Raw genomic sequence first — 24,200 nt, 5'->3', positions numbered from 1 at the left:
CTGTTTATTTTTATAAGTGGATTAACATTGCTCAATGTTGCTTATTTATCGGACCGTACCGGTCAACGTGGTTTTTTGGTCGCCATACCCGCGTTAAGCTTGCGCCCGTAGACAAACCAGGTGATCAATACGCAAACCACATAAAAAACCACGAATAGCTTCATCGCGCCGGCCGGTGAACCGGTTAGGGCCAGCGACGTACCAAAGGATTTAGGAATAAAGAAACCGCCGATAGCGCCAATGGCTGAGATGAAACCCAGTGCCGCCGCTGACTCTCTGACGGCATCATGCTGCGCTTGTTCATCACTCCCCCCCGCGAGGGTCACTCGATCGACAGTTAACTTGCGAAAGATCACCGCAATCATCTGAAACGTTGATCCACTGCCCAGTCCCGCCGTCAGAAACAGCAGCATGAATACGCCAAAAAAGGCAAAGAAGGAGCCATTAACATTGGTTCCCGGTAAGGTGAGGAAGAGTAATGCCGCAAATATTGCCATCAGGATAAAATTGACGAAGGTGACGCGAATGCCGCCAAAGCGATCAGAGAGCGCACCGCCCATTGGACGAGCCAGTGCGCCCAATAGCGGGCCGAAGAAAGCGTAATGCAGGATGACAACATCAGGAAATTGTGTTTTTGCCAACATGGCAAATCCGGCTGAGAAACCGATAAATGAACCAAAAGTTGCCAGATATAACACCGCCAAAATCCACAAATGGCCACGTTTCAGGACCGGTAATTGCTGGATAATCGACGCTTTTGCAGCAGACAAGTCATTCATACCAAACCAGGCCGCCACACTGAATATCAGCAAAAAGGGGATCCAGATATAGGCTGCGTTTTGCAACCAGAGCTGGCTACCATCCGCTTGTGGATAGCCACTGCCCATAAAGGCACTGAACACCCCAACCGAAATAGCCATAGGGGCGATAAGTTGCATCACACTGACGCCAAGATTCCCCAATCCCCCATTGAGGCCCAGCGCCCCCCCCTGCTTGGCTTTCGGGAAGAAAAAACTGATATTAGCCATGCTAGAGGCAAAGTTCGCACCGGCAAAACCACACAACAATGAAATCAATACAAATGTTCCATACTGGGTGGTGCTGTCCTGTACCGCGATACCTAACCAGAGGCAGGGGATAACCAGAAACAATGTGCTAATAGCCGTCCAGCGACGACCACCAAAGACCGGTATGACAAACGAGTATGGAACACGTAACAGTGCCCCCGATACTGAGGGTAATGCTGTCAGCATGAACAGTTGATCGGTGGTGAAGTTAAAGCCCACTTTATTCAGATTCACTGCGACCGCACTAAACAGCATCCAGACACAGAAACTCAGTAACAATGCTGGTACTGAAATCCACAAATTTCGCCGGGCAACACTATGCCCTACCTGTTGCCAGAACTGTGGATCTTCCGGGTACCACTGCGGTATTGATTGACCACCGGCTAACTTTGCCGGGATAGCGGAAGATGATGAGTTAGTTAATGGTGTCGGAGAGTGCGACATAAAAACCTCAGTCAGGGTGACCACAAACGGGAAGTAATGCGTCACCCTAGGCACCAGAGGCTATTTCAAAGTTGATTTACATCAAGAGGATGTGAAGTTAACTTTTAGCTAACAATACCCATACATCATTTGTGGGTAGTAGGTTTACTGGCAAAAAAGAGCCTCTTTTCATTTAGTTGCCGATGTGAATGTTTTCTTGAAACCGAGTAATACACCCGTTGACTATTAGGGGGTACTCCCTATTGGTTATGGGGTAATAGTCAAGGATGAGGAAGAATATCGATCAACCCTTCCGTTCGAGGTATTTACCCTCTCAGCTACAGGAACTATTCATGAGTGAACAAGACGCCGCGACCATCCTGTTGATTGATGACCACCCGATGCTAAGGCACGGTATTAAGCAATTAATCAGCATGGCACCTGGGTTATCCATCGCAGGTGAGGCCAGCAACGGTGCTCAAGGTATTATTCTCGCCACCAATCTTGATCCTGATTTGATCATGCTGGATTTAAACATGCCGGGCATGAATGGATTGGAAACACTGGATAGATTGCGTCAGCAGCCACTATCCGGGCGAATTGTAGTGTTTACCGTTTCTGACCATCAGGATGATGTCATCAGTGCCTTAAAACGCGGGGCCGATGGTTATCTGCTAAAAGATATGGACCCTGAAGATTTGCTGGTCTCATTGTATGATGCAGCAGCAGGACAAATGGTTCTCAGCGACGCATTGATGTCGATACTGGCAATCAACCTCCGCGAGAATCGGTCTGATAATGAGCGCGATATTAACACCCTCACCCCACGTGAACGCGACATATTGAAGCTGATCGCTAAAGGGTTACCGAATAAAACCATTGCCCGGAAATTGCTGATTGCAGAGAGCACCGTTAAAGTTCATGTCAAACATCTGTTGAAAAAAATGAAGCTGAAATCGCGGGTTGAAGCCGCAGTATGGGTATTACAAGAGAAAATACTATAGCTTGCTAAGCAGAAAATCACGTAACACTACCGCCTGATTCTGTTGCGTGTCGCGACTGCCATACAGCAACGTAATTGGCTGTTGTTTCAGTACGTCTAGTAAAGGTTGCCAGGCCGTTGAGCTATCAAGCTGGGCCTGATAACGCACCACAAACTCTGGCCAATCTAAACATTGATGAAACCATTTTCGTAATGCATTTTCCGGCGCCACTTCTTTTAACCATACCACCCCTAACAGCCGGGTTTTGCTAATGCCTCGCGGCCACAGCCGATCAGTCAGAAAGGTATTGGCTTGATATGGCGGCTGAACATCGTAAACACGCGCTAAAGTGATGCGATTTCCCATTGTTGTACTCCTCCTTTGTGCGGTATATGCACCATGTTAGCAACCCTATCAACAAGAGTCTGTCGCCCAACCACAGATTTTATTCATTCGGTTAGTCTCATTAATAACCTCAAAGCTGGCATGCCATGGTTCAGCGCTTATTTCTCAACCACTCTTCGCGACTGATTTCCCATATTTCCGTCTGGAAATGCCCACTAACGTAGTCTCGCTCCTGCGTTGCAACCAAACGCATACCATTTTTACGTGATATGGCGGCTGACGCCTTATTCGGTGCGGCCTTTGTCACTCGTAAATAAGGCTGGTCCAATTGTGTAAACCAGAAGTGAGTGACTGCATCACTGGCTTCCGTTATTAACCCCTGCCCTTGCCACACAGGGCTTAACCAAAAGCCACGGTGATCGTCTGTATCACAGGCCAAATTAATAACACCAATCAAGGTCTCTGGTGAAACCTTCGGCCTGATTGACCAGAAAAAACGGCTACCACATTGCATCTTAGGTAATGCAATATCACGGACAAAGGTCAGGGCACCATCGGCTGGGTAAGGCCAAGGTACGGCAGAAGCATCTAAATACTTCACCACTTCCCATACCGGAAATTTTAGCTGTATCTGGTCAGCATCCTGTAGGGTTAAAGGTATTAATAGCAAACGATCCGTCAGTAATGGTTCCATCAAATAGTCCCTTTACAAGGCAGCCTCTAAAGCATCAATATCGTGAAACGCGAGAGTCACGAAAACAGAAAATACCACTGGTGGTTATAGCTCGACAACTGTACTCATTTATAGCAAAGTTTAATCACCACAACCATACGGATAAATGCCATGATAATTATTTCTTCATAAATACGAACATGTTATATTCATTTCAATTAAATATTTGGTGAAGAAAATGACTACTGTACCGCTTAATACCACCCGGCAGATGAAACAAAAAAATATTATGTTGGTTGCAAGCACATTAAAATCGCTGTCATCCGCAACCAAAGGCGATATATCTGCTCAAACTGGATTAAGCTTGGCAACATGTGGCACCATTTTGAATGAATTATGTTCAAAGGGCGAAATCATTGAAGAATCTATTGATGAATCACGTGGTGGCCGGCCAGCAAAGCGCTATATATACAACTCAAATTACTTTAGCATATTAAGTATTTATATTGAAGGGAGCGATACCTCCGGCGTTATATCGTCATCCCTAAGGTCTGCAGATGGCAAAATCATTGTTGAGTACGATAAAATATATTCTGATTTAACTGAAGATATGTTGCTCGCGCAAATTCAAGAATTTTCAGATAAATACAATAATATCAAAGCAATAGGGCTAGGATTGCCCGGTGTCATTGTGGATGGAAAAATACTTACTTGCGATATTACCCGCCTGGAGGGATTGGCAATCACTGAATTATTAAGTAACCGATTCGGTATTTTTGTTCAGGCGGGGAATGACATGAATTATACCGCATTTGGTTTTTATCGTAATCACTGCCGTAATATAAATGAACCTATCGCCTATATTTTTATGCCACCAAGACATTGTGCCGGCTGTGGCATTGTTATTTCAGGTAAAATGCTACGTGGTGCAAGTCAATTTGCAGGTGAAGTGTCGCAACTGCCATTTTATGACAATCTAGGGACTAATATAAATTCTCACCATGAACTGGTGCAACAACGACTTATTTATATTACTTCATCGTTGATCGCCATGATTAACCCTGCAACCATAGCCATCTCAGGAGAACATATCAGTCAAAATTGCATTGCAGAATTATCTGCTCAATTACTCAAAAAATTTGATTGCAAACACATACCCCATTTTGTCTATCGCGACAACATTAAGTACGATTATCACAATGGAATATCAGAATACACTCTTGATGCCTATAATAATTTTCGAGTATTTGAGATCTAGTATTCAGCGGTATCTATGATGAGAAACTTTTTCTAGAGCCCCCTCGCCCATCTTCAGGCTATCCTAACCGTCGTATGCCCTTTTCTCTAGTCGGCAAACCACCTTGATAGGCAAAAATGTTCTTGACAAGCCAGGTACCCACTGTATATTTCACAACTTAATATAAGTCTTTTATAAAGTGGCTATACTTATTACTTGCTCGCTGCCACTTACCAGAGAAAGGTGCTTAAATGTCTAGCCATGTCGTCGACTACCCTCTGGATACACCGGCTACACGCACATCTACGCGCTCTATCTTCTTTGTCGCTGGATTTGCTATGGGCCTTTGGGCATCGTTGGTGCCCTATGCACAGAATAGACTTCATTTTGATGCAGGCTCTTTGGGGATGTTATTACTTTGCTTGGGAACAGGCTCCCTACTGGCAATGCTATTCTCTGGCAAACTGATTGGCCGCTTCGGCTGTAGAAGAATAATACTATTAGGTATCGTTGTTAGCGCTGTTTTCCTGCCCACATTGGCAATTATTGATCAGTTCCCTTTGATGGCACTATGTCTGTTCTTTTTTGGCGCAGGCATTGGTTTAGTCGACGTTGCGGTTAATGTCCAAGGCTCTCTGGTTGAACAATCCTCGGATAAACCACTGATGTCAGGTTTCCACTGTTTATTCAGCATTGGTTCAATTGCGGGTGCTGGCGGCGGTGCAATATTATTTACTCTTGGCTTAATGCCCCTCCCCGTAACGCTGATTGCCGTCGTGATAATGGCTATAATTACCTCAGTCGTTTTCAAGGAATTAATCCCTTTTGGCGATCATAAAGAACCTAATCAACAGCCAAAAATAAAACCACGCCCAAACTTCAGGCTCATATTAATGGCACTTATGTGCATGATTTGTTTTATGGCGGAAGGTGCAGTATTAGATTGGAGTGGCGTATTTCTAACCAATGACCGTGGCCTTGACATAGCACATGCCGGTTGGGGGTTTGCTATTTTCGGTGGCACCATGTCTGTAATGCGTTTCACTGGTGATAAAGTTGTCAGTATTTTGGGACGCAAGCATGTACTGATTTTTAGCAGTATCATCGCCATGACCGGCTATGCCATTGCCGTCATAATACCTGACTGGAAATTTACGTTATTTGGCTTTGCACTGGTAGGAATAGGTGCAGCTAATATTGTTCCGGTACTTATCACGCTGGCTGGCCAGGAAAGTGTAATGCCCGTGAACATGTCGGTAGCCATGGTCGCAACGCTGGGTTATTTCGGTATTTTAGGGGGGCCGGCACTGATCGGTTTTATTGCACATATAACTGACCTCTACACTGCATTCACAGTGGTTGCCCTGACATTTATTGTCATAGCAGTTGGGGCATTCAAACTGAAATATTCCAGTGACTAAACATTTATCTACCGATAAATAAAGCCGGTGGATAGTGGGTCAATCTGTTTTTTGAAGATAAAAGTGTGACTGAGTATGGTAATTTTACCTGCTAGCAAAATTATGCTAGCTTTTTTTTAGGTATACTATGCCGAGATATTCTCTATCAAACCAAGATGTTAAAGAGGGAAATTGTATGAGCATTAAAATCATTGCTGTTGATATGGATGGAACCTTTCTCAATGATCAGATGAGTTTTGATAGGGAACGGTTTATTACACAATATTCACAACTAAAAGAAAATGGAATAAAATTTGTTGTTGCCAGTGGTAATCAATATTATCAGCTAATTTCATTCTTCCCTGAGATTGCCAATGAAATCGCTTTTGTTGCTGAAAATGGGGCTTATGTCAGTAACAAGAATACTGAAATTTTCTGCGGTTCAATCTCTGATGAAGATTGTAATAAAGTGCTAAAAACATTACTACCAATACCCTATCTTGATGTCATTGTTTGTGGCAAAAATGGCGCTTACATGCTGAGCTCTTCAGATAATTATTTCTACACTACAATGAGTAAATACTACCATCGCCTTAAAATTATCGATAATTTCGATCAAGTAACAGAGTCTGCATTCAAATTTGCGATAAGTTTACCCAATGAGAAACTGGTAGACTTTATGAAATTTATCGAGCAAGAACTCGCAGATATAGTGACCCCGGTATCAAGTGGACATGGTTCTGTAGACCTTATAATACCCGGCATTCATAAAGCCAATGGTATTAAACTACTCCAAAAAATGTGGGATGTAACTGATCAACAAGTCGTAACTTTTGGCGATGGTGGCAATGATATTGAAATGTTACAGTACGCCGGCTTTGGTTATGCCATGGCAAATGCTCCAGACAACATTAAGAATGTAGCAAAGTATCAGGCCGAATCAAATAACGACTCTGGCGTATTAAATATAATTGATAAAATTCTAAAGAAAGAACATCCTTTCTCATAGACATATTTAATAACAAAAATATATTGGCGGGAAAGACTCCCGCCTATTAATTAATTTTCTCTATTATTGCGGCTCTCGCCATTCTATTTGTAAGCTATTTTAGAATATTAACAATCTTCTCTCACCAAAGCAGCTAACGTCTGTAAACCAATATCAGCTTGTTCTTCTGTTGCATGACTGAAGTTAAGTCGTAACTGGCCACAGCCCTCTGACGGATATGGCAGGAACGATTCGCCCGGCATAAATGCAATATTTTTTTCGAGTGCTTTAGGCAATAGTTTACGAGTATCAATACAATGATTAAGTGTGAGCCAGAAGAATAACCCACCGGCAGGTTTCTCCCAAGTGGCAAGAGAACCAAAATGGCGTTGTAAAGAGATCTCAAATGCATCACGACGACTCTTATAATATGTGGCCAGTTGGTCCATATGTTCAGCATGGTTGGCGGCACCTAGCTGTTGCAATACCAGCCATTGGCTGATTCGGCTACTGTGTAGATCAGCCGCCTGCTTTAGCCGTGTCAGATAAGGAATTAACTCTGACGAAGCAACCAGATAGCCTAACCGCAATGCCGGGGATAAACTTTTAGAAAAGGACCCCTGATAAATCCACGGTGCGTGCTGTAATAAGGCACATACCGGCTTTCGCTCACACGGATCATAGACCAGGTCATGATAGGGATCATCTTCAAACAGCGGCAACATAAGGTCATCACACGCCTTTGCTAATGTGGCCCGCTGTGTACTATCAAGACAGTGACCACTTGGATTCTGAAAAGTTGGGATGCTGTAGGCAAAAGCAGGCTTTTCTGTTTTGAGTTTATCAATATCAGGTTGTGCCGAATCATAAGCCACAAATTGTGCCCCGAAGAACCGAAATACCTGCAATGCCGCCAAATAAGTGGGCGACTCAACAGCGACAGGTGTTCCTGCATCAATAAATAATTTAGCGACCAGATCAATTCCTTGTTGCGAGCCTGAAATAATCAGGACCTGCTCCTCAGTGCAAGATAAACCGCGCCTACATAAATTCTGCGCAATATGCCTGCGCAATTCTGTTTCCCCTTCACTGGCCCCGTATTGCAACATCGATTGCGGCATTCCTTCCAGGTGCAAGTGCGGGAAACTTTCAACCGCAGGCAAGCCGCCAGCAAATGAGATCATCCCAGGCCGTTCAATAACAGAGAGTATTTCCCGTATAGGCGAGGGGTGAAGATCGTGCAGCCGTGAGGAAAATCGATTATTCTGATCCACTACAGTCTTATTCATGGCAGTCCTTCCATAAAGGTCAACATACTTGACCTTTATGGACAGTAAAATGGACGGCTGATTACGTCAATAGTATTGACCTAATTATTTTTTAATTTGTGATAAAAATCCGATGGCAACCTCCAAAAACGTCCCGCAACAGGAAGACCAACGACTGCATCAAGCCATCGAACAGTTCTATTTTGGTTATCGGACATTTACTGAACTACCGGATAAATTACTGGCTCAGCGAGGATTAGGTCGGGTTCACCACCGCATCCTGTACTTTGTCGGACACAATCCTGATATCGCCATCAATGCCTTGTTGGGAATTCTGAAAATCAGCAAACAAGCGCTTAATGCACCATTAAAACAATTAGTTAAAATGGAGCTAATCACGGTTACCACCGCCGAATATGATCAAAGAGTGCGGCAGTTATCTCTCTCCCCCGCCGGTAAAAAGCTTGAATCTCAATTAACAGAGACACAAATGCAACTGCTACGACAGGTATTCCAACAACTGGGAAAAGAAACAGAAACAGCGTGGCTGCAAGTTATGCAATGTCTTAATAAGGATTGAGATTAGCATCAAATTATAAGATGTTCTGTGTGAGTTATACTCGAATGAGATTAATGGCTGGCATTTAATAGAAAGGATAAAGAGTGATAGACCATACGGGGATTAACGTTACTAATATATTAATAAGTAAAGATTTTTACAGTGCAGCGCTTGCACCTCTCAATTACGAGATACGTCTAAACCTTGGTGATGCCTGTGGTTTTGGTGTGAAAACTTCAGCCAATGGGGATGATCCCGGCGGTGACTTTTGGGTAATGGAAGGTAAACCTTATACCCCAAGAAGCCATATCGCTTTCCGTGCTGCAAGCAAAAATGAGGTCAATCAATTCTATAATGCTGCCATGGAAGCTGGTGCAATATCGAATGGAGAGCCTGGCTACCGTCCTCATTATCATGAAAACTATTATGCTGCATTTGTTCTTGATCCAGATGGTTACAATATTGAAGCTGTCTATCATGGCAAATAATTTATTAAATAAAGGTTTCTATTTAATCAGAATGGCTATCTACTGATGATATGCACTGTTTTCGTGCATTAATTTTGACACTCACCATCGCCACTAAGCAATACTCCTAATTGCTATGTAGCATATCGATTATGCTTTTAATATCTGCTAGCATCCCTGCCAGCGCTATCACATAACTTAATTGATCGGAGAAAGCGTTCAATCCAGCAATGTCGAGCGTTATACGCTATTTTATTAGTTACTCAACCGCGATGAGTATTAATAACACTTTGAATAAGGCAATTTTGGAATTGAAGATAACGTTGATAATAGCCGGTATTGTTGTGATCATCGCGGTGATAGTCTGGCTCATTTTTCGCTCGGCAGCTAAAGACGTTGAGGATGATTATTAAATGATGATCCTCTGATTTAACCTCCCCCAGCTTGCAGTGCTAAAGAGAAGGTTGAAATCCTTCTATGCTCCCAAACAGCCATTGAGAAACCAACGTTAAAATAAGTATTCTGCATATATTACTTGCTTCCCCATACCTTGTGTGGGCCTCGTTATATAAATAAGCGAGTTAGCGAGCATACTTGTGGTTATGTGATGCATGTCATTTCAAATCAATTGTAATTGATCACTTTTTGATCAATCATTTTAGTGCCAAATCCACAGCGCTTTCATGTCTGTCAACCTGTAAGCAAGCTATGAGACCCTGTAAAAGGTTATGGATTAGGTCTTGCTTCCGCCACGAAACATCATGTCTACAAGTAATTAGATGCTAGTGGCGGCCTTTTGTATTTAAAACCGGACAATCACTTCCTCTACCTGGCCAATTTTCTACATCAACTGGCAGTACAGCCCCTCGTTCCCAACAGCTTTTATATGGCTATTGATACCATTGCCTTGAATAAAATGTGAGCTCTTGCAAACTATCTCTCAGCGATGTCAATCTATTTATATTGCGAGTAAGAAACTAAGTGACGCTTGCCTGGGTGATAAAAGTATTGGGACTAATCTGTTGTGGATGATTCATAAACAAAAAGACTCAGTCGTGAAACCGAGCCTTCGTTAAGTAGCGATACCCCCTTCAAACTAAGTTCACATGCTTGAGATTCGCATCGTTTTCATCTTGCTGTTCATATTCTACAGACGTTAACTGATAGCATAGCATCTATTGAGATAGAGGGCTTTATTATGCTTATTTATGATTTTTTTGGTCGCCGTCTCAGTGTTAAAAAAATTGCCAATGAATGGCAGCTATTCCGGATGGAGAGCAACGAGGGAAAGTCATCTCGTATATATGACGTCATTATTGCATCCTTTTTAGCTGAAGATGAAATAGCTGGATGGCTAGCTGATATTTACCATGAAGCGGCGAGTGAAAAACATACCGATGTAAAACGGATTAAGTAAGCCACTGCTAAAACGGTGAAGTATTATTGACCTCTTCTCAATTAAATACAGTACTCACTTCGTTATGTCATTTTATTACTGCCAAAATCACCATTACACCAGATTACTGAAAACCCAAGTGTAATAAGATAGCCACGCGATAAATTCGGCAATATCCATTATAATTTATCTACTATTAACTCATAATGTTTATCGCATGAGCCATATCCCAGAACTAATGTCCGTTGGGACACCCATCCCGAAAGCAGCAGATAAAATGCCCAATAAACTACTTGCGTAGGTTCGGCCAGTTGCATCAACCTCAATGCCACATCATGTTCATGAGCCCATGGATCCCGAGGCTACCAAGCCAACTCATGACTCTACTCTATTCGTAATTACCGCTGGATAACTACAGAATAGAGTAATGCAGAGAATATGCGACACCTACATGCCTGATATCTCATATACCACAATGATGGTTAGGCATTCTTTGGTGAAATCATCCATGTAAGTCAGTCAGCTGTGCATCCATGATCACATACATTAAACTATTTCAGGCAGGGCGCAATAATAACAGGCGCTCAATCACTTGCACTTACGGCCATCCTATACTCCTGACACCACAGATAAACCCGCTTGTAATTTACACTAACATCTTCGTGATATAACAACTGGATGATTTATATACAAGTGTTCGATAAATACTCACCCATCTTTTAAAGAAAATTAAAGATGAGAATCTTGCTGTAAATTACAGTAGATTTTTTGAAATTTAGCTATGATAGATGAGTCTGAATAGTCATATTTGACTTTATCATAGAGTTTGGCTGAAAATATTTTGGCTTCATCTTGATTATCAAAAATGTGAGAAAGCATTCTTTTTAATGCATCAACATTTGCGGGCTCAACAAGGTATCCATTGACGCCATTCTCAATAAACTCATTACATCCGGGGACATTAGTCGTCAGTACTGGGCGACCACAGAATGCAGCTTCAATAAGTATCCTAGGAATACCTTCGCCATAACGTGTTGGCAATACAACAAGATCATTTTCCTTGATAACTACATCCATATCATTACGTCGTCCCAACCATTGTACAAATGGTCTAGAGCAAATATCTTCGATTTCTTGTTTAGCCAATGAATTCCTAGAACGTAGATCATAAATACCTGCGATAGATAATTCAAAATCATCCCGTTCTTTATGCAACGCATCAAGTGCCATAATAAGCGTATCGAGCCCTTTATCCTTCAGTAGTCTGGCTCCAAAAAGTAGTTTAATTTTCGGTTTTCCGAATATATTTTCATCATATGAAAATATATTCGGATCAACGCCGGCTCCTTCAACAAAGTACATACTTTGAGAGTTAGTTATTTTATTTTTTTTGAAAAAACTCAGGTCATGATGATTTTCAAATACAAAAGCACCGCGTTTAGATGAACCTGCGAGTTTATATAAATTAGTTATTAATGGCCTTATTGAACGAAAAAAAATAGAGTCGTTAGAAAAAATAACGCCTAAACCAGTAACGCTCTTCACTACAGGTCTATGAATGATCCTACCAATTATGCCAGAATATATATTTGGTTTTACAGTAATGGAGTGAATTATATCTGGTTTTAATAAAGATGCTACTTTTAGAATTGAGTAAAATGTCATGATTTCAAAAAAAGGATTAATTCCACTTCGAGATAGCTTGATATCAAAACATTCGATACCAATTTCCTCAAGTTCCTCTTTAATACCCATAGTGGAAAAGCTAGAAATAACTTTAACTTCATATCCGCTAGCGATATTTGCCTGGGCTCTGTTATACCAATGTAGTTTGAAATACCAATCAGCATTGACTACGTATAATAATATTTTACTCATCACAGAGCTCCTGACCGGCCAAAGAAACCATGGATGAAACCCTTTAAACCATATTTGAAATGCAAAAATCTCGGTTTAAGTAAAGTAGAAAATATAAAAAACTGGACTATTGCTTTTGGGAAAACATGTAGTTTCCAAGCAATTGGGATATAATCTCGTTTCATTAATAACATGACATTTCTAAAGAAGTAATAATGACGAATTGGTATGTGTGTTGTTATTTGCCGACCAAAAATAACTATTGGTTTATCGCCTATTTTATGATCCATCGATGCATACTGTGCAGCAATACATATTTTATTACATTTAAGCGCACGGAACCCCCACTCGATATCAACACAATCGATAAAAAGTGTTTCATCCATATAGCCAACTTCTTTTATCGATGGGATGCTAATAAGCGATCCTGACGCGATTATAAAATCAGCGCGAAGATATGCAGAAGTGAAATCAGGGGGGATTAAGTTAATATTATATTTGGCTGTACGTAAAAATTTAGACGGGACTCTATTATCTATATCGTAATGCACAGGACCAACTGCTGCGACATCGATGCCATCATTAATGGCTTGGTCACGAGCTGTTAATAAATCTTCAATAAGCGATAGCGATGGTAAAGAATCCTGATCAAATAAAATAACATCGGTAGCTCCCCGAGCTTCAGCCAATTTAATTCCGATATTTTGGGCCCGAGAAATACCTACATTCTCACCAAGATTTACTACACTAATATCAGATCCAATATCACCCATATCTATTACACGTTCACTGGGCGTATTATCAATAATGATAATACCATTTAATTGCGGTGCAAGCAGATGTAATAGATTGGCGACAGTATCAGTATTTGGATAAAACGTAACTATAACAGCATAAATCATAATAATTATTTCATTAAATGGTCATGGATTAATTTGGTTTTTTAAAGTATACAACGTATTTATTTCCATGACCTTCTGGAAAATCAATACGTAAAGTATTTGGATTAATAACGTCACTCATATTGATATAAATAGGATTTTCTCCAGGAACAATATCCACAAAAATGCTTTCTTGCTCGCTAAAACCTGGGCGACCTTTAATTGAATAATAAATCTGAACAACTTCGTCCGTTGAGGATTTAATATTTAGAAATACACTAGCCCTAAGATTAGCATCAATTTTATATAGGGATGAAGATGAAAGAAGAATGTGTGGATCATCACCATTAACGTCAACAAGCACGTAACCATCATGCTCCTCGATTTTAGTACCGTTTGATATACCAGTGAATTTTGCCTCTAACGATTGAGAATTACCGGTATCATTTTTTTGGACGAGAAAAAGTGGTTCAAACTTATCCAAAAATGGGATTTGGTACAAAACTGATTCCTTGCATTTTTCATTGAAAATATTTTTTTGCAGCTCAGAAAAGTAGCTAAGATCTAAATTCATCTGCCAGCCCTGTGGTGGTACTGAAATACTTTTTAGCTCACTGTTGCGATCGGCTAGTGAATAACAAAATTCGCTTGTCCATGTATATGAAGCATTGAATTTGGTTGCTGGTTTATTTAATTCAAAGGCGTTTTTAGCAAAAAAAATCATCGGAACTACAGCAATGACAGAAAGTAATCGGGTAAATTTAAACCGATCAAATGAACATATAAGAGCGATCATAAACAGTAAATTTAATCCGAGGAAGTATCTATCCGGGAAACTCGACTGATAATTATCAAATAAACCAGACAGCCCGCGGCGTAGAACTATTATCGACAAATAATATAAAAAAAATGAAGCCCATATAAATAATAAAAAATAGTTTTGTGTTGTAAACAACCTCTTATCATTTTTAAAAGACACGTAAAAAACACTAGTAATAACCACAGCTACAATTAAAACTATAGCAAGAGTTAGCATATCACTAAGATAATGATAGAAGCTAAAAACTAATGGGTAAATTAATGCTCTGGCACCGGAGAACTCGATAAAAGCTTGCAAGTTAACAGGAAGATCTGCACCACCTTTATCGTTGATTGCAGTTCCGGAGATTAGTAATATAGACGTGAAAGCGAGCAGTAAACTAATGAGTAATAATGTCAGATAATAGGTATTTCGCTCAAAGTAATAGCGTGCCCCACAAATAAATGAAAAGATAAGAAAAATACCAATGCCAACTGGAAACGTTAAGCAAGAAATAAAGGTGAAGATAAAAATAGCCGATACTAACATTGAGCTCTTACGATTAAAAATCAGTGAAGATAATAATATAACTTGCATTACAGGAAAGATAAAACCAAGATTAAGGATCCTCCCATATATCTCATTGCCATCAAGACCGACAGGCATTAGATATACTGCAACCATAATAGCAAAAATGCTAATCCTAGATATTCTTTTATAGAATGTTAATACTAATGAAACAATTATTAGAGCGAAAAAAATATTTGACAAGATAAAATAGGCTAAAGGTAAGTAAAATATATTTCCTTGAGCGAAAATATTTACAATTAATATTCCTAGTTGATAAAAAATAACAAAGCCTAATATTGGGAAACTTCTGGTGTTGAAAGCTGTGTCAATAAATCCTTTGCTAAGTAGTTTTTCAGTCCAGAGAGCATCTTCAGCGTACAGTGTTGGATAAGTAATAGGGTCCAAGTTCCTCAACATAAAGATAGCGAAGGATGTAACGAAGAGTAATATCAAGAATAGCACATTCTGATAATTTAGCTTAAAACTCACTTTCTGATTCATTAAGTATTCCTAACTATAACTTTCGAAACAACATAATTAATATATAAATTAAATGGCGTTACCATTATTTTCACAACAACAGCAAGGAGTGATAAGGGTCGTTTGTAATCAAAATAATCGTAGAGATGAAGGCTTATATATTGAATTAAAGCAGAGAACACTAAAATAACGATTACACTATAGCAACAGTAAATAGCATAGCCAATCCCCCCCCTACGATCAGCTTTCTTTTGGAAGATGAACACCCTAGAGATCCAATATACAAAAGTGATGGCAATGCCAGCACTCATCATATTCGCAATCCCAGGGACAACCCCATTATGTACCAAGGACGCCATTACCAAAACATCAAGAATCCAACCAAAACCAGATACGATAACGAAAATTATTGATTTATTTTGCATGTTTTACAACAAAGACTGTAGCACCAGAGGCTGTCCCAGATTCAACTCCAATAAGAGAATCCTCAAGGATAATACATTTCTTGATATCAACATCAAGCTTAGCGGCAGCTAACAGGTAGGGTTCAGGATGAGGTTTAGCATTTTTAACATCGTCACCAGAAACAATCACATCAAAAATCCCTCCTAAATTATGATACTGAAGCAGGTTATTGACAGCTTGTCGTGATGCTGTAGTGACTATGCCTAATTTAGCCAATCCATAAAAATTTAAAAGAAACTGATGAACTGGCTCAAACACACTAGTCTTTGCCATATTATTTCGATAAATATCTTTTTTATCGGCTGCAATTGCACTGTAAACATCCATTTCATGGTCAGGAAGTATTATTGGCAAAAATTGCTTCCAGGACATTCCACCATATTCCTGACAAAAGTATTCGGTGGAAATATCTACGCCATAGGCTGAGATAGCCTCACAATATGAAGCCGCATTAGCATGTTCAGTATCGATTAATGTACCATCCATATCTGTTAATATTGCTTCAATTGCCATATTCAATCTCATCCAAATATTCATTTATTAGCAATAACATACATGCAGTAAATGCGTTACCAACAGTTTTATCTTTTCTAAACTTGTAGGGTACTAATCGAGCAAAATGAATGATTTCATGCAAAAAAACCTCCTTGAGGAAGGTTTCCCCAAAGCTATCATTAATCCATTTTTTGTATGCATCATAGATATCTGCATATTGTGAAGAACGAAAAATGCTCACAGTCACGCTATCATCATCACATTGGCAGGTAATTGATCTATTAAGCGACTCATAGCCTAAATGTAATGATTGCATCAATTTAGCATAATCAAGTAAGGGTGATTCAAAAAAGTTACCTATATTCGGATCAATAATAAACCATCCATTACTATGATTTTTATCAATGACAATATTCTCAATAGTTAAATCGCCATGAATTACAGATATATCACGGATAGTAAAATCATTAATACGAGCTTCATTGTGCACCCAAGAGTCGATCCGCTTCAGATCAATATTCTGACCATTTATGGTGATTTTTTCTTGATCAAAAAACATTGGTGCCAACAATTTTATTTTGTCAAAGTTAGCAACCATTTTCTCATTTACATATATTTCAACAATTTTATTTTCTGCCATTCCTGCGGAATTTTTTGCATGAAAGGCTTTAATCGAATTTAATACACCCTCAAGATAGCTCCACGAAGTTTCTAGTGATGAGGAATGTATAAATTCATAAAAATCTATTGAAGTATGACTATAGGGCATGTCATAGATATAAGCCTGTTCAAGTAAATTCTCATTGGTGACAGGAGCAAGCATTAAATCAGATGAATAGTCATTTAGCCATTTTCGTTGAGCTTTAAGCTTTGAGCTTCCCAGCACTGACGCAAATTTCCTAACATAAAGATTATTGTTATAGGATATTAACGTAGTCAAAGCATCAGAACCACCATGAAAAATACGATGGAGGATTGTATCCCTGGTCATTCCTTTTTTATAAAACTCAGAAAGCAGATCTACATCATTTCTAAAATTTCTAATCAAAAACATTTTATATTGCTCTTCAGTAGCAAATAAATCTTTTTTATTTGGTATAGACTCATCACTACACGAGAACCAGTTTAATAACTTCTGTGGATGGAAACTATATTTATTCTTAATGTAAAGATATGAGAAAATAAACAATACGGGACTTAAAAAATAAAGTGTTAATATAAAAAACACATCAGGAACTGATTTGCTTTGAAGTATATTAAAGGTTGATTCAAAAGGTGAATCAAATAGTGAGTTAATTAATATAGAAACAGATATGTTAGTACACTTTGCAATAAAGAAATAACTAGCAATATATGCTGCCCACATAAATAAGCTATTCAGTAGAAATGATGAAAATGATTTTCGAAAGGAAAGATAAACCTCATTAAAGCACCAGAAGAAATGTCTTAGCGAATAGGATATTTCATCATTAAATATCCCAGTTAAGCTATTAACAATTTTTTTTATTTTTTTACCATCACCAATTGTTGAACAAAATAGCAAAAAAAAGATCGCCAAACATAATGGGATTATTAATTCATTAAAGTATGAATTAAATTCATGTTTTATTCCACCTTCGAGAAAAAGCATTATTATTATAATTATAAGAACATCTAAAACCCGTTCAAAAATGACGGAAGCAAATGATAAAGAGAAGTTCTTCTTACCTAAGTATGAAAAAACACTTGCGCGGACAACCTCACCCAAACGTAATGGAACAAAAAAGTTTACCACATATCCTAAAGATAGCGATGCAAATTGGATTCCTCTCAATGTATTATCATTGCCAGGAAAAATATTATTCCAACGCTTGACCCTAACCGAATGTCCTAAAATAAGAAAACTAACAGCCAGAAAAAAATAAATAAACGCCATAATTAGCATCCTACATCATAACCATGAGTAATAAGGGAAGTCTTTTTCAACTTTGTCTAATTCGTCAGGAGTGCCAAATGACAAATGACTATTAAGTTGAATTCCTTTCACTTTTTTACCTTGTTCTATCAGAACATTGTAGATCCCGCTAATAAATAGTTCCTCATAATCACACTCTAACTTATATTTATCATGATTTTGAATAATAATATTTTTATCGGCGAATACATATGCACCTGATATGGCAAGGTTACTTATAATCCGTTTCTCCGCGGTTTGAATAAGGTATCCTTTGTCATATAGTGCATAAGAATATGATGGTGAATCAGAATTAAAGTGACATAGGTATGCACTGATCTCACCATTCGGTAGCAGATTATTAATATACTCATTCAACCCATTGATTTCAAAAGCCTGATCGCAATCATTAACAAGAACTGGTAGTGAGTTATTAATAATGTCCAATCCACAGAGTGCTGTATCAAGAGCTCCATCGGTAACACTGTCTAAAATGACAAACTCAACTTCAGGGTAGTAAAATTTAACCCGGTTAATAATATTATGCTGAACTACATGTTCCTTCAGTACAACGCAAACCAGTTGCTTGATCTCTATACTTCGCTTAACCGACTCTATTGCCCACCAAAAGAATGGTTTGTTTTTCAATTCAACAAGCGGTTTGGGAAGAATGTATCCTTTTTTACTGAATCGACTCCCCCTTCCAGCCATTGGAACAATCAAATTAATCATTGCTAGAACCCTTTTTAAATTGTATCTGAAGTTCTATTTTATCAAAATCATACTTATTATTTCCTTCAGAAATTAGGCCTGGAATTCCTTTAACTAAATATATAAGAGCTATTCTTAGTGTTCTTTTAGCTTGAGAAATCAATTTAACATTAGAAATTTGATCATCCTCACTCCATTCAATTGGGAAATATAAAATATCTTGCTTCCGACTAATTGAATAAAGCAGTAAGAAACAATTGAATGTCAAATCATTTGAAAATTCGCGGATACATTTATCCTTAACTGCATCTACTTTATAAATATTAACTCCTGCACCTAAATCTTTTACCAGCTTAAGCGAACAGAGTGAATAAATAATATTGAATATATAATTACCAAAAATTCTAAATTTTGAGTATCCCTTCAGTTGTGAGTCAGTACTGAAGCGACTTCCCAGACAGCAATCATGTTCATTGTGTTTATTGCTACGGATGATCTTAATTAAATCATTAATATTCCCTTGATCATCGCCATGCAAAACAGCCACATGAGTAGCGTTTATGTTTTGAGCGTAAGTAAAAGCCATCTTGTGAGTACCACCAAGACCAACATTGTGGCTGTTGGTATATACTTTCACATTAGTCAAATTTAGCAACTCCACTACTTCAAGACTTTTCCCCACTGTATTGTCTGTACTTCTGTTATCGATTATCAAAATCTCACTGAAATACTTATAATTGTCATTCTCTTTTAAGTGAGCTAAGACACGAGAGATTTGATTTTGGCAATTGTAGCATGGAATAAATAAAATGATATTCTGCATGTAACCTACCATCACTGATTAATTTTTCTGAATAAGTTTTGTTATATCATTAATGAATGAAAATTCTATTCCTGAAGATGAGAATAAATTTTCCTCATAAATAACTTCGTGTTTCTCTTCGAAAACATCGCAGAGTTGAGATAATAGATTTGCTATTTTTTCAGGTGTCAAATTTTCAGGTTCAACTATATTTGAACTTGATTTTGATAACTTTTTATTCGAATAAGAATTAGTAATTACTTTCATTCCAAAACTAGCCATTTCAAGTGGCGGGTAGCTTGGATGTGGTGAAAGCATTAATGAAATTCCTATTGATGATGTTGACAGTTGGTGTACATATTCATCCAAGTTTAGTTTACCTAAGGAGTTAATAGTAACTTTGTCGCTTAAAATAATTTCAGGATGCTTCTCACCTGCAGAAAAAACTTTCCATTCTTTTGCTTTTGGATAAAGCTCAGCCCAAATACTGATACTCTGAACAATTAAGTTAAACAAATTTCGTTCAACCCCCGGCCGCCCATAGATCAAAATTTTTCTCTCTCGACACTCATTTTTTCTTTGGTCTCGGGCAGCAGAAAGTACAGGATTAATGATAGGTTCAAAGTAGTAACTTTGAGGATACAAATATCCATTTTTAATAAAAAAATCGCTCAATAATTTAGTGTTAAATACCGGTATAGTAGCTTTAGAGTTTAGATATGTTGACTCTGCTAATGCATAGCGTGTTGACCACGGATAAAAACCAGGTTCATAATCCTGTACGAAATATATAAGTTTACGCTCATATATATTGAAAGTAGCACTCTGCCATTCAATCATCTTAAACGCATTATATGTCGTCCACCAGGCAGTTGTTACAAAATAGTCATTTTCAGATATTGCAATTGATGCACAGCTCCTATTCCCGGAAACAACGATACTATTACTGTTAATATCATCTGCGGATAAATCATTCAGCTTCCAATCCGAATAAAACTGATTTTCTTTTAGTTCAACACTAACTTCATCAGTTACAATGATCCTCGCAATCGGAAAGTCCAGTCTAACTTTATCAAAAAAACGTAATGCTGTAGATATACCACCAAAAACATGCTTTTCGGAAAGTGCAGGAATAAGTAAATTAATACGTTTACCTGAAAATTCACTTTTAATAAAGTTAAATGGCGTTATTTCTGGCACCTCATAGTTCATCGTTAACGATGATTCAATTCTATAAGACTCGTGTGCATCCTTCGCAATTTTGTAAATAAATCTATTTGATAATAATTTACGTATAATTTTCTTAATCATATTTTAACGCTTGGTTGTGTGTTGAACATATCTAAATTAACATTATAAAAAGGATCACAACTTTGTATACGATATGGCTCGTACATCTGCGCAGAACGCTTAAAATCGCAATCAGGTACAAAACTTGTACGACTTTTGGATTCTAAATGATAAAGTTTTGCCTGAGCCAGGTAGACATTGCTATAACCCAACTTATGTGCCCGAATACAAAGTTCGATATCACTTCCGCAAATTTCAAAGAGTTCGTCATATCCCCCTAAGAGATTGAATTTTTGGCGCTCAATAACATGACACGCACCTGTCAATGCCAATACATTTCTACTTATAGCTGGAGAGACAAACGGGCCAACAGAATGAGCATTGGATTGACCTTTAAATACATGATCCGCCCAACCGGACATACCAACAACAACACCTGCATGTTGTAAACTTCCGTCTTCGTATAATAACTGGGGCCCAACAACTGCAATATCGGGTAAAACGGCCCAGGAGACCAAATACTCAATCCACTTGGGTGTAATGACAAGCGTATCATTATTAAGGAAAATTAACACATCCCCCGTTGCTACCTTAGCACCATCATTGTTAAGTTTTGACCAGTTGAATTTACTGTCATCTCGAATAACTTTGCAATTCTCTTTTTCAACTAAGCTATTGAGATAATCACTTGTAGCCAACTCTAACGAACCGTTATCGATCACGATAATTTCATATTGTAGCCAAGTCGTGTATTTCTCAATACTTTGTATGAGATCAATCAACAGCTCTATTTTGTCTCGAATAGGAATAATGATCGATACTTTTTTAATGTTATTGACACTAAATTCTGGCTCATAAGTAAACAAATTATCACCATCGTTTACTTTCACAAAATTATTAGGGTATTTTTGTCTTAGAAAGTCAGCTACGGCTTGTTTCCCTGCGTCATGAGCATAGGGTTTAGACTCTGCATTCATTGCTGTTGAAAGGGGATGCTCTCTCCAGTGATATAAGACTCGTGGAATATGAACTACCCTGCGCGCTTTTGTAGATGCTCTAAGCACCAAATCATAGTCCTGAGCACCTTCTAAGCCTAATCTAAAACCACCAACCTCATCGATTACTTTTTTAGAAATACAGGTAATATGGCCGATATAGTTTTGGCCATAAAGCAATACCGGCGACCAGTCGGGTTTGAAAAACGGTGATTTCCTAACTCCATCGACTGTAACATGATCTTCATCAGTATAGATAATATCCACATCCTGATGTTCAGTTATTACTCCTGCAATATAGTGGAGCGCATACTTGTGCAGGAGATCATCATGATCAAGTAATACTACATAGCGGCCAGTAGCAAGTTGCAATGCTTTATTCGATGAATCAGAAATATGACCATTGTTCTCATTTGTAATAAACTTAAACCTAGGATCTGTCGTATAACTTTCTAAAAACGCCGTTATTTCTGTCGAATTAGAAAAATCATCGCAGATGCACAGTTCCCATTCGCCGTAACTCTGGCTAAATACAGAATCAATACATTCTTTCAGGAATTTCAAATCCGTTTTATAAACTGGCAAAATTATAGATATTTTCGGCTTCAGATCTTTTTCAACATTTTTAGCTATCTTAGCAACTTCTGTAGCATTACGATTTATTTCATACCGTAAATAATCCTGATAGGTTATCAATTTTCTACTAGCAGTATTGCCTGAACATTTTTTTATTACTTTTCTATAAGTCTGACTAAAGCCATCTTTTCGAATAGATTCAATAAGTAAAGAAAGTGATAATCTATAATTTATAGACTTAACTTCTCTTACAAGAACACCCACTTTTTTCTTTGCACTTTTTAACAGTTTTATACCATATCTCATCGGTGCAGTAATACGCCATGATGTCGATGACATTAACTGGGTGTTAGCTAGCACTAAATCGTCTATAACATCGTTAAGTTCGGTTACTGGCTTTAGATTTCCAATACGGATTTCTATTTTAAACCTTAGTCCACTGAAATTATCGCTATTTAATTTAAAACTAAAAGCAGCATCGTCTGTAAAACTATATATTACATAGTTATCACGTCCCATAGATGACATTCTTGTTGACTGGTTACTTGGGAAAATATCAGATAGCGGAACTATATTTAATATTTCATCCTTAAATGATTTTACAGTTACTCCATAAATATGGCAGCACATCGGTTCTTCACAAATATCAACTCTTATTTCTGTAAAATCGAGAACATTCGGCATCTCAAAACTTAGTGAGGTATCTTCATCAGTGTAAGGCATATATAGTGATATGCTCTGACTTTCATTATATGAATCATTACCTTTTCGCCAATATAATTTGGCTTTATATTTTAACCCACTATCTAAATCAATGCGATTAGATAGATTCTCTATAACATGATTTTTTTGCTCACAAAGTGCACATGATGCAACAAACTGATATACATCAGTATCAGGGAATTTATTAATTACTTGGTTCAATTCCTGTGAATTTGCGATAGAAGCATTTTTTGCAAACTCAGAATCATTATTGGCAAGAGTTACATCGCGTATACTTCTCGTTGAAAGCCCAGATTCAGAAATCATTCGCTTCAAACTTTTTCTGGTAAAAAAACGAAGATGTGTTTTATCTAAAATTCCAGTTTTTCTATATTTAAACTCACCATTTAATAATTCAGCGAGCACTCCTTGGTATCCAATATTTGGTACGGATACAATAATATGACCTTTATCTTTTAGACATGCCAAGCTGTTTTTTAGTACAGTGCTTGGGTCATATAAATGTTCTAGCACATCGGCAAAAATTATATAATCGTATTTTTTACTGATAGTATCAAAAACATTACCGATATTTAGATCAACAACTCTAACGTCTCGATAATATTCTCTAGCTAACTCTGCTGCCTTCTCTTCATATTCAATACCATCAACAATACATTTTTTTTCTGAAATCAAAAAACGGCCTAAAGCGCCTTCATAACAACCTACGTCCAGGACTTCGGTCATATTTTCAATGTAGGAAGAAACAACGTATAGTGAATCTTCATTCATGCCTAACTGGTTTCTACTGTATTTATGATTGTCAGTCATTGTATTC

At 38.1% G+C, this 24,200-nt stretch carries 21 protein-coding genes; 7 read left to right on the top strand and 14 right to left on the bottom strand.

What is annotated here, in order from left to right:
- Positions 1-62: 62 nt before the first annotated feature.
- Positions 63-1,511: a NarK family nitrate/nitrite MFS transporter gene (locus tag Q2T72_RS09720; RefSeq protein ID WP_227746592.1), complete on the bottom strand. Its 1,449-nt coding sequence runs from the start codon at positions 1,509-1,511 to the stop codon at positions 63-65.
- 332 nt (positions 1,512-1,843) lie between these two features.
- Here Q2T72_RS09720 and narL point away from each other — a divergent pair, with 332 nt between their 5' ends.
- Positions 1,844-2,494: a two-component system response regulator NarL gene (narL, locus tag Q2T72_RS09715; RefSeq protein WP_042569642.1), complete on the top strand. Its 651-nt coding sequence runs from the start codon at positions 1,844-1,846 to the stop codon at positions 2,492-2,494.
- Here narL and Q2T72_RS09710 read toward each other — a convergent pair.
- Together Q2T72_RS09710 and Q2T72_RS09705 are read right to left on the bottom strand one after the other, a co-directional pair.
- Positions 2,489-2,839 carry a DUF488 domain-containing protein gene (locus Q2T72_RS09710; protein WP_083159100.1) on the bottom strand — a complete coding sequence of 117 codons (351 nt, stop codon included), beginning with the start codon at positions 2,837-2,839 and terminating at the stop codon, positions 2,489-2,491. The genes narL and Q2T72_RS09710 overlap by 6 nt on opposite strands.
- Before the next feature lie 130 nt (positions 2,840-2,969).
- On the bottom strand, positions 2,970-3,512 hold the full coding sequence (locus Q2T72_RS09705; RefSeq protein WP_083159101.1) for a GNAT family N-acetyltransferase: 543 nt from the start codon (positions 3,510-3,512) through the stop codon (positions 2,970-2,972).
- Between the two features lie 217 nt (positions 3,513-3,729).
- Between Q2T72_RS09705 and Q2T72_RS09700 the strand changes: the two genes are divergently transcribed.
- The 3 genes from Q2T72_RS09700 to Q2T72_RS09690 all read left to right on the top strand — a co-directional run bounded on the left by Q2T72_RS09700 (position 3,730) and on the right by Q2T72_RS09690 (position 7,137).
- Positions 3,730-4,749, top strand: a complete 1,020-nt coding sequence (locus tag Q2T72_RS09700) for an ROK family protein (protein WP_372569084.1) — start codon at positions 3,730-3,732, stop codon at positions 4,747-4,749.
- A gap of 230 nt (positions 4,750-4,979) precedes the next feature.
- Positions 4,980-6,149, top strand: a complete 1,170-nt coding sequence (locus tag Q2T72_RS09695) for an MFS transporter (protein ID WP_083159103.1) — start codon at positions 4,980-4,982, stop codon at positions 6,147-6,149.
- A gap of 175 nt (positions 6,150-6,324) precedes the next feature.
- The gene (locus tag Q2T72_RS09690) at positions 6,325-7,137 is read left to right on the top strand and encodes a Cof-type HAD-IIB family hydrolase (protein WP_372569083.1); all 813 of its coding nucleotides are present in this window, start codon (positions 6,325-6,327) and stop codon (positions 7,135-7,137) included.
- Positions 7,138-7,244: 107 nt separating this feature from the next.
- Here the strand turns inward: Q2T72_RS09690 and Q2T72_RS09685 are convergent, their stop codons facing one another.
- A complete protein-coding gene (locus Q2T72_RS09685) occupies positions 7,245-8,405 on the bottom strand; it encodes a PLP-dependent aminotransferase family protein (protein ID WP_083159105.1) in 1,161 nt (386 codons plus the stop codon).
- A 112-nt stretch (positions 8,406-8,517) separates the two neighbouring features.
- On the opposite strand from Q2T72_RS09685, the gene Q2T72_RS09680 reads away from it, so the two are divergent.
- From Q2T72_RS09680 to Q2T72_RS09670, 3 genes are all read left to right on the top strand, one after another.
- Positions 8,518-8,964 (top strand): MarR family winged helix-turn-helix transcriptional regulator, encoded by a 447-nt coding sequence (locus Q2T72_RS09680; protein ID WP_083159106.1) that lies wholly within the window; start codon positions 8,518-8,520, stop codon positions 8,962-8,964.
- Between the two features lie 83 nt (positions 8,965-9,047).
- Positions 9,048-9,431 carry a VOC family protein gene (locus Q2T72_RS09675; protein ID WP_372569082.1) on the top strand — a complete coding sequence of 128 codons (384 nt, stop codon included), beginning with the start codon at positions 9,048-9,050 and terminating at the stop codon, positions 9,429-9,431.
- A 1,177-nt stretch (positions 9,432-10,608) separates the two neighbouring features.
- A complete protein-coding gene (locus tag Q2T72_RS09670) occupies positions 10,609-10,827 on the top strand; it encodes a hypothetical protein (protein WP_372569081.1) in 219 nt (72 codons plus the stop codon).
- A 708-nt stretch (positions 10,828-11,535) separates the two neighbouring features.
- Here Q2T72_RS09670 and Q2T72_RS09665 read toward each other — a convergent pair.
- From Q2T72_RS09665 to Q2T72_RS09620, 10 genes are read right to left on the bottom strand one after another with little or no spacing between them, the layout of a single operon-like run.
- Entirely contained in the window at positions 11,536-12,684 is a 1,149-nt protein-coding gene (locus Q2T72_RS09665; protein WP_372569080.1) for a glycosyltransferase family 4 protein, read from the bottom strand.
- Positions 12,684-13,565, bottom strand: coding sequence for a glycosyltransferase family 2 protein (locus Q2T72_RS09660; RefSeq protein WP_372569079.1), 882 nt, complete (start codon positions 13,563-13,565; stop codon positions 12,684-12,686). The genes Q2T72_RS09665 and Q2T72_RS09660 overlap by 1 nt, the downstream gene beginning before the upstream one ends.
- Before the next feature lie 28 nt (positions 13,566-13,593).
- On the bottom strand, positions 13,594-15,414 hold the full coding sequence (locus Q2T72_RS09655) for a hypothetical protein (RefSeq protein WP_372569078.1): 1,821 nt from the start codon (positions 15,412-15,414) through the stop codon (positions 13,594-13,596).
- Positions 15,414-15,818, bottom strand: a complete 405-nt coding sequence (locus tag Q2T72_RS09650; RefSeq protein WP_372569077.1) for a GtrA family protein — start codon at positions 15,816-15,818, stop codon at positions 15,414-15,416. Before Q2T72_RS09650 ends, Q2T72_RS09655 begins: the two co-directional genes overlap by 1 nt.
- Positions 15,808-16,371 (bottom strand): HAD family hydrolase, encoded by a 564-nt coding sequence (locus Q2T72_RS09645; protein WP_372569076.1) that lies wholly within the window; start codon positions 16,369-16,371, stop codon positions 15,808-15,810. The genes Q2T72_RS09650 and Q2T72_RS09645 overlap by 11 nt, the downstream gene beginning before the upstream one ends.
- Positions 16,361-18,268 (bottom strand): lysylphosphatidylglycerol synthase transmembrane domain-containing protein, encoded by a 1,908-nt coding sequence (locus tag Q2T72_RS09640; protein WP_372569075.1) that lies wholly within the window; start codon positions 18,266-18,268, stop codon positions 16,361-16,363. The genes Q2T72_RS09645 and Q2T72_RS09640 overlap by 11 nt, the downstream gene beginning before the upstream one ends.
- A gap of 15 nt (positions 18,269-18,283) precedes the next feature.
- Positions 18,284-19,018 (bottom strand): hypothetical protein, encoded by a 735-nt coding sequence (locus Q2T72_RS09635; protein WP_372569074.1) that lies wholly within the window; start codon positions 19,016-19,018, stop codon positions 18,284-18,286.
- Positions 19,011-19,820, bottom strand: coding sequence for a glycosyltransferase family 2 protein (locus tag Q2T72_RS09630; RefSeq protein ID WP_372569073.1), 810 nt, complete (start codon positions 19,818-19,820; stop codon positions 19,011-19,013). The genes Q2T72_RS09635 and Q2T72_RS09630 overlap by 8 nt, the downstream gene beginning before the upstream one ends.
- 18 nt (positions 19,821-19,838) lie before the next feature.
- On the bottom strand, positions 19,839-21,110 hold the full coding sequence (locus tag Q2T72_RS09625; RefSeq protein ID WP_372569072.1) for a hypothetical protein: 1,272 nt from the start codon (positions 21,108-21,110) through the stop codon (positions 19,839-19,841).
- A complete protein-coding gene (locus Q2T72_RS09620) occupies positions 21,107-24,193 on the bottom strand; it encodes a glycosyltransferase (protein ID WP_372569071.1) in 3,087 nt (1,028 codons plus the stop codon). Before Q2T72_RS09620 ends, Q2T72_RS09625 begins: the two co-directional genes overlap by 4 nt.
- Positions 24,194-24,200 lie beyond the last annotated feature (7 nt).

This window comes from Yersinia sp. 2466 StPb PI (assembly GCF_041538325.1).
In the GTDB taxonomy this organism is placed as follows: domain Bacteria; phylum Pseudomonadota; class Gammaproteobacteria; order Enterobacterales; family Enterobacteriaceae; genus Yersinia; species Yersinia enterocolitica_E.
Note: the sequence above shows the minus strand (reverse complement) of the source record. Positions and strands in the feature narration are given on the sequence as shown.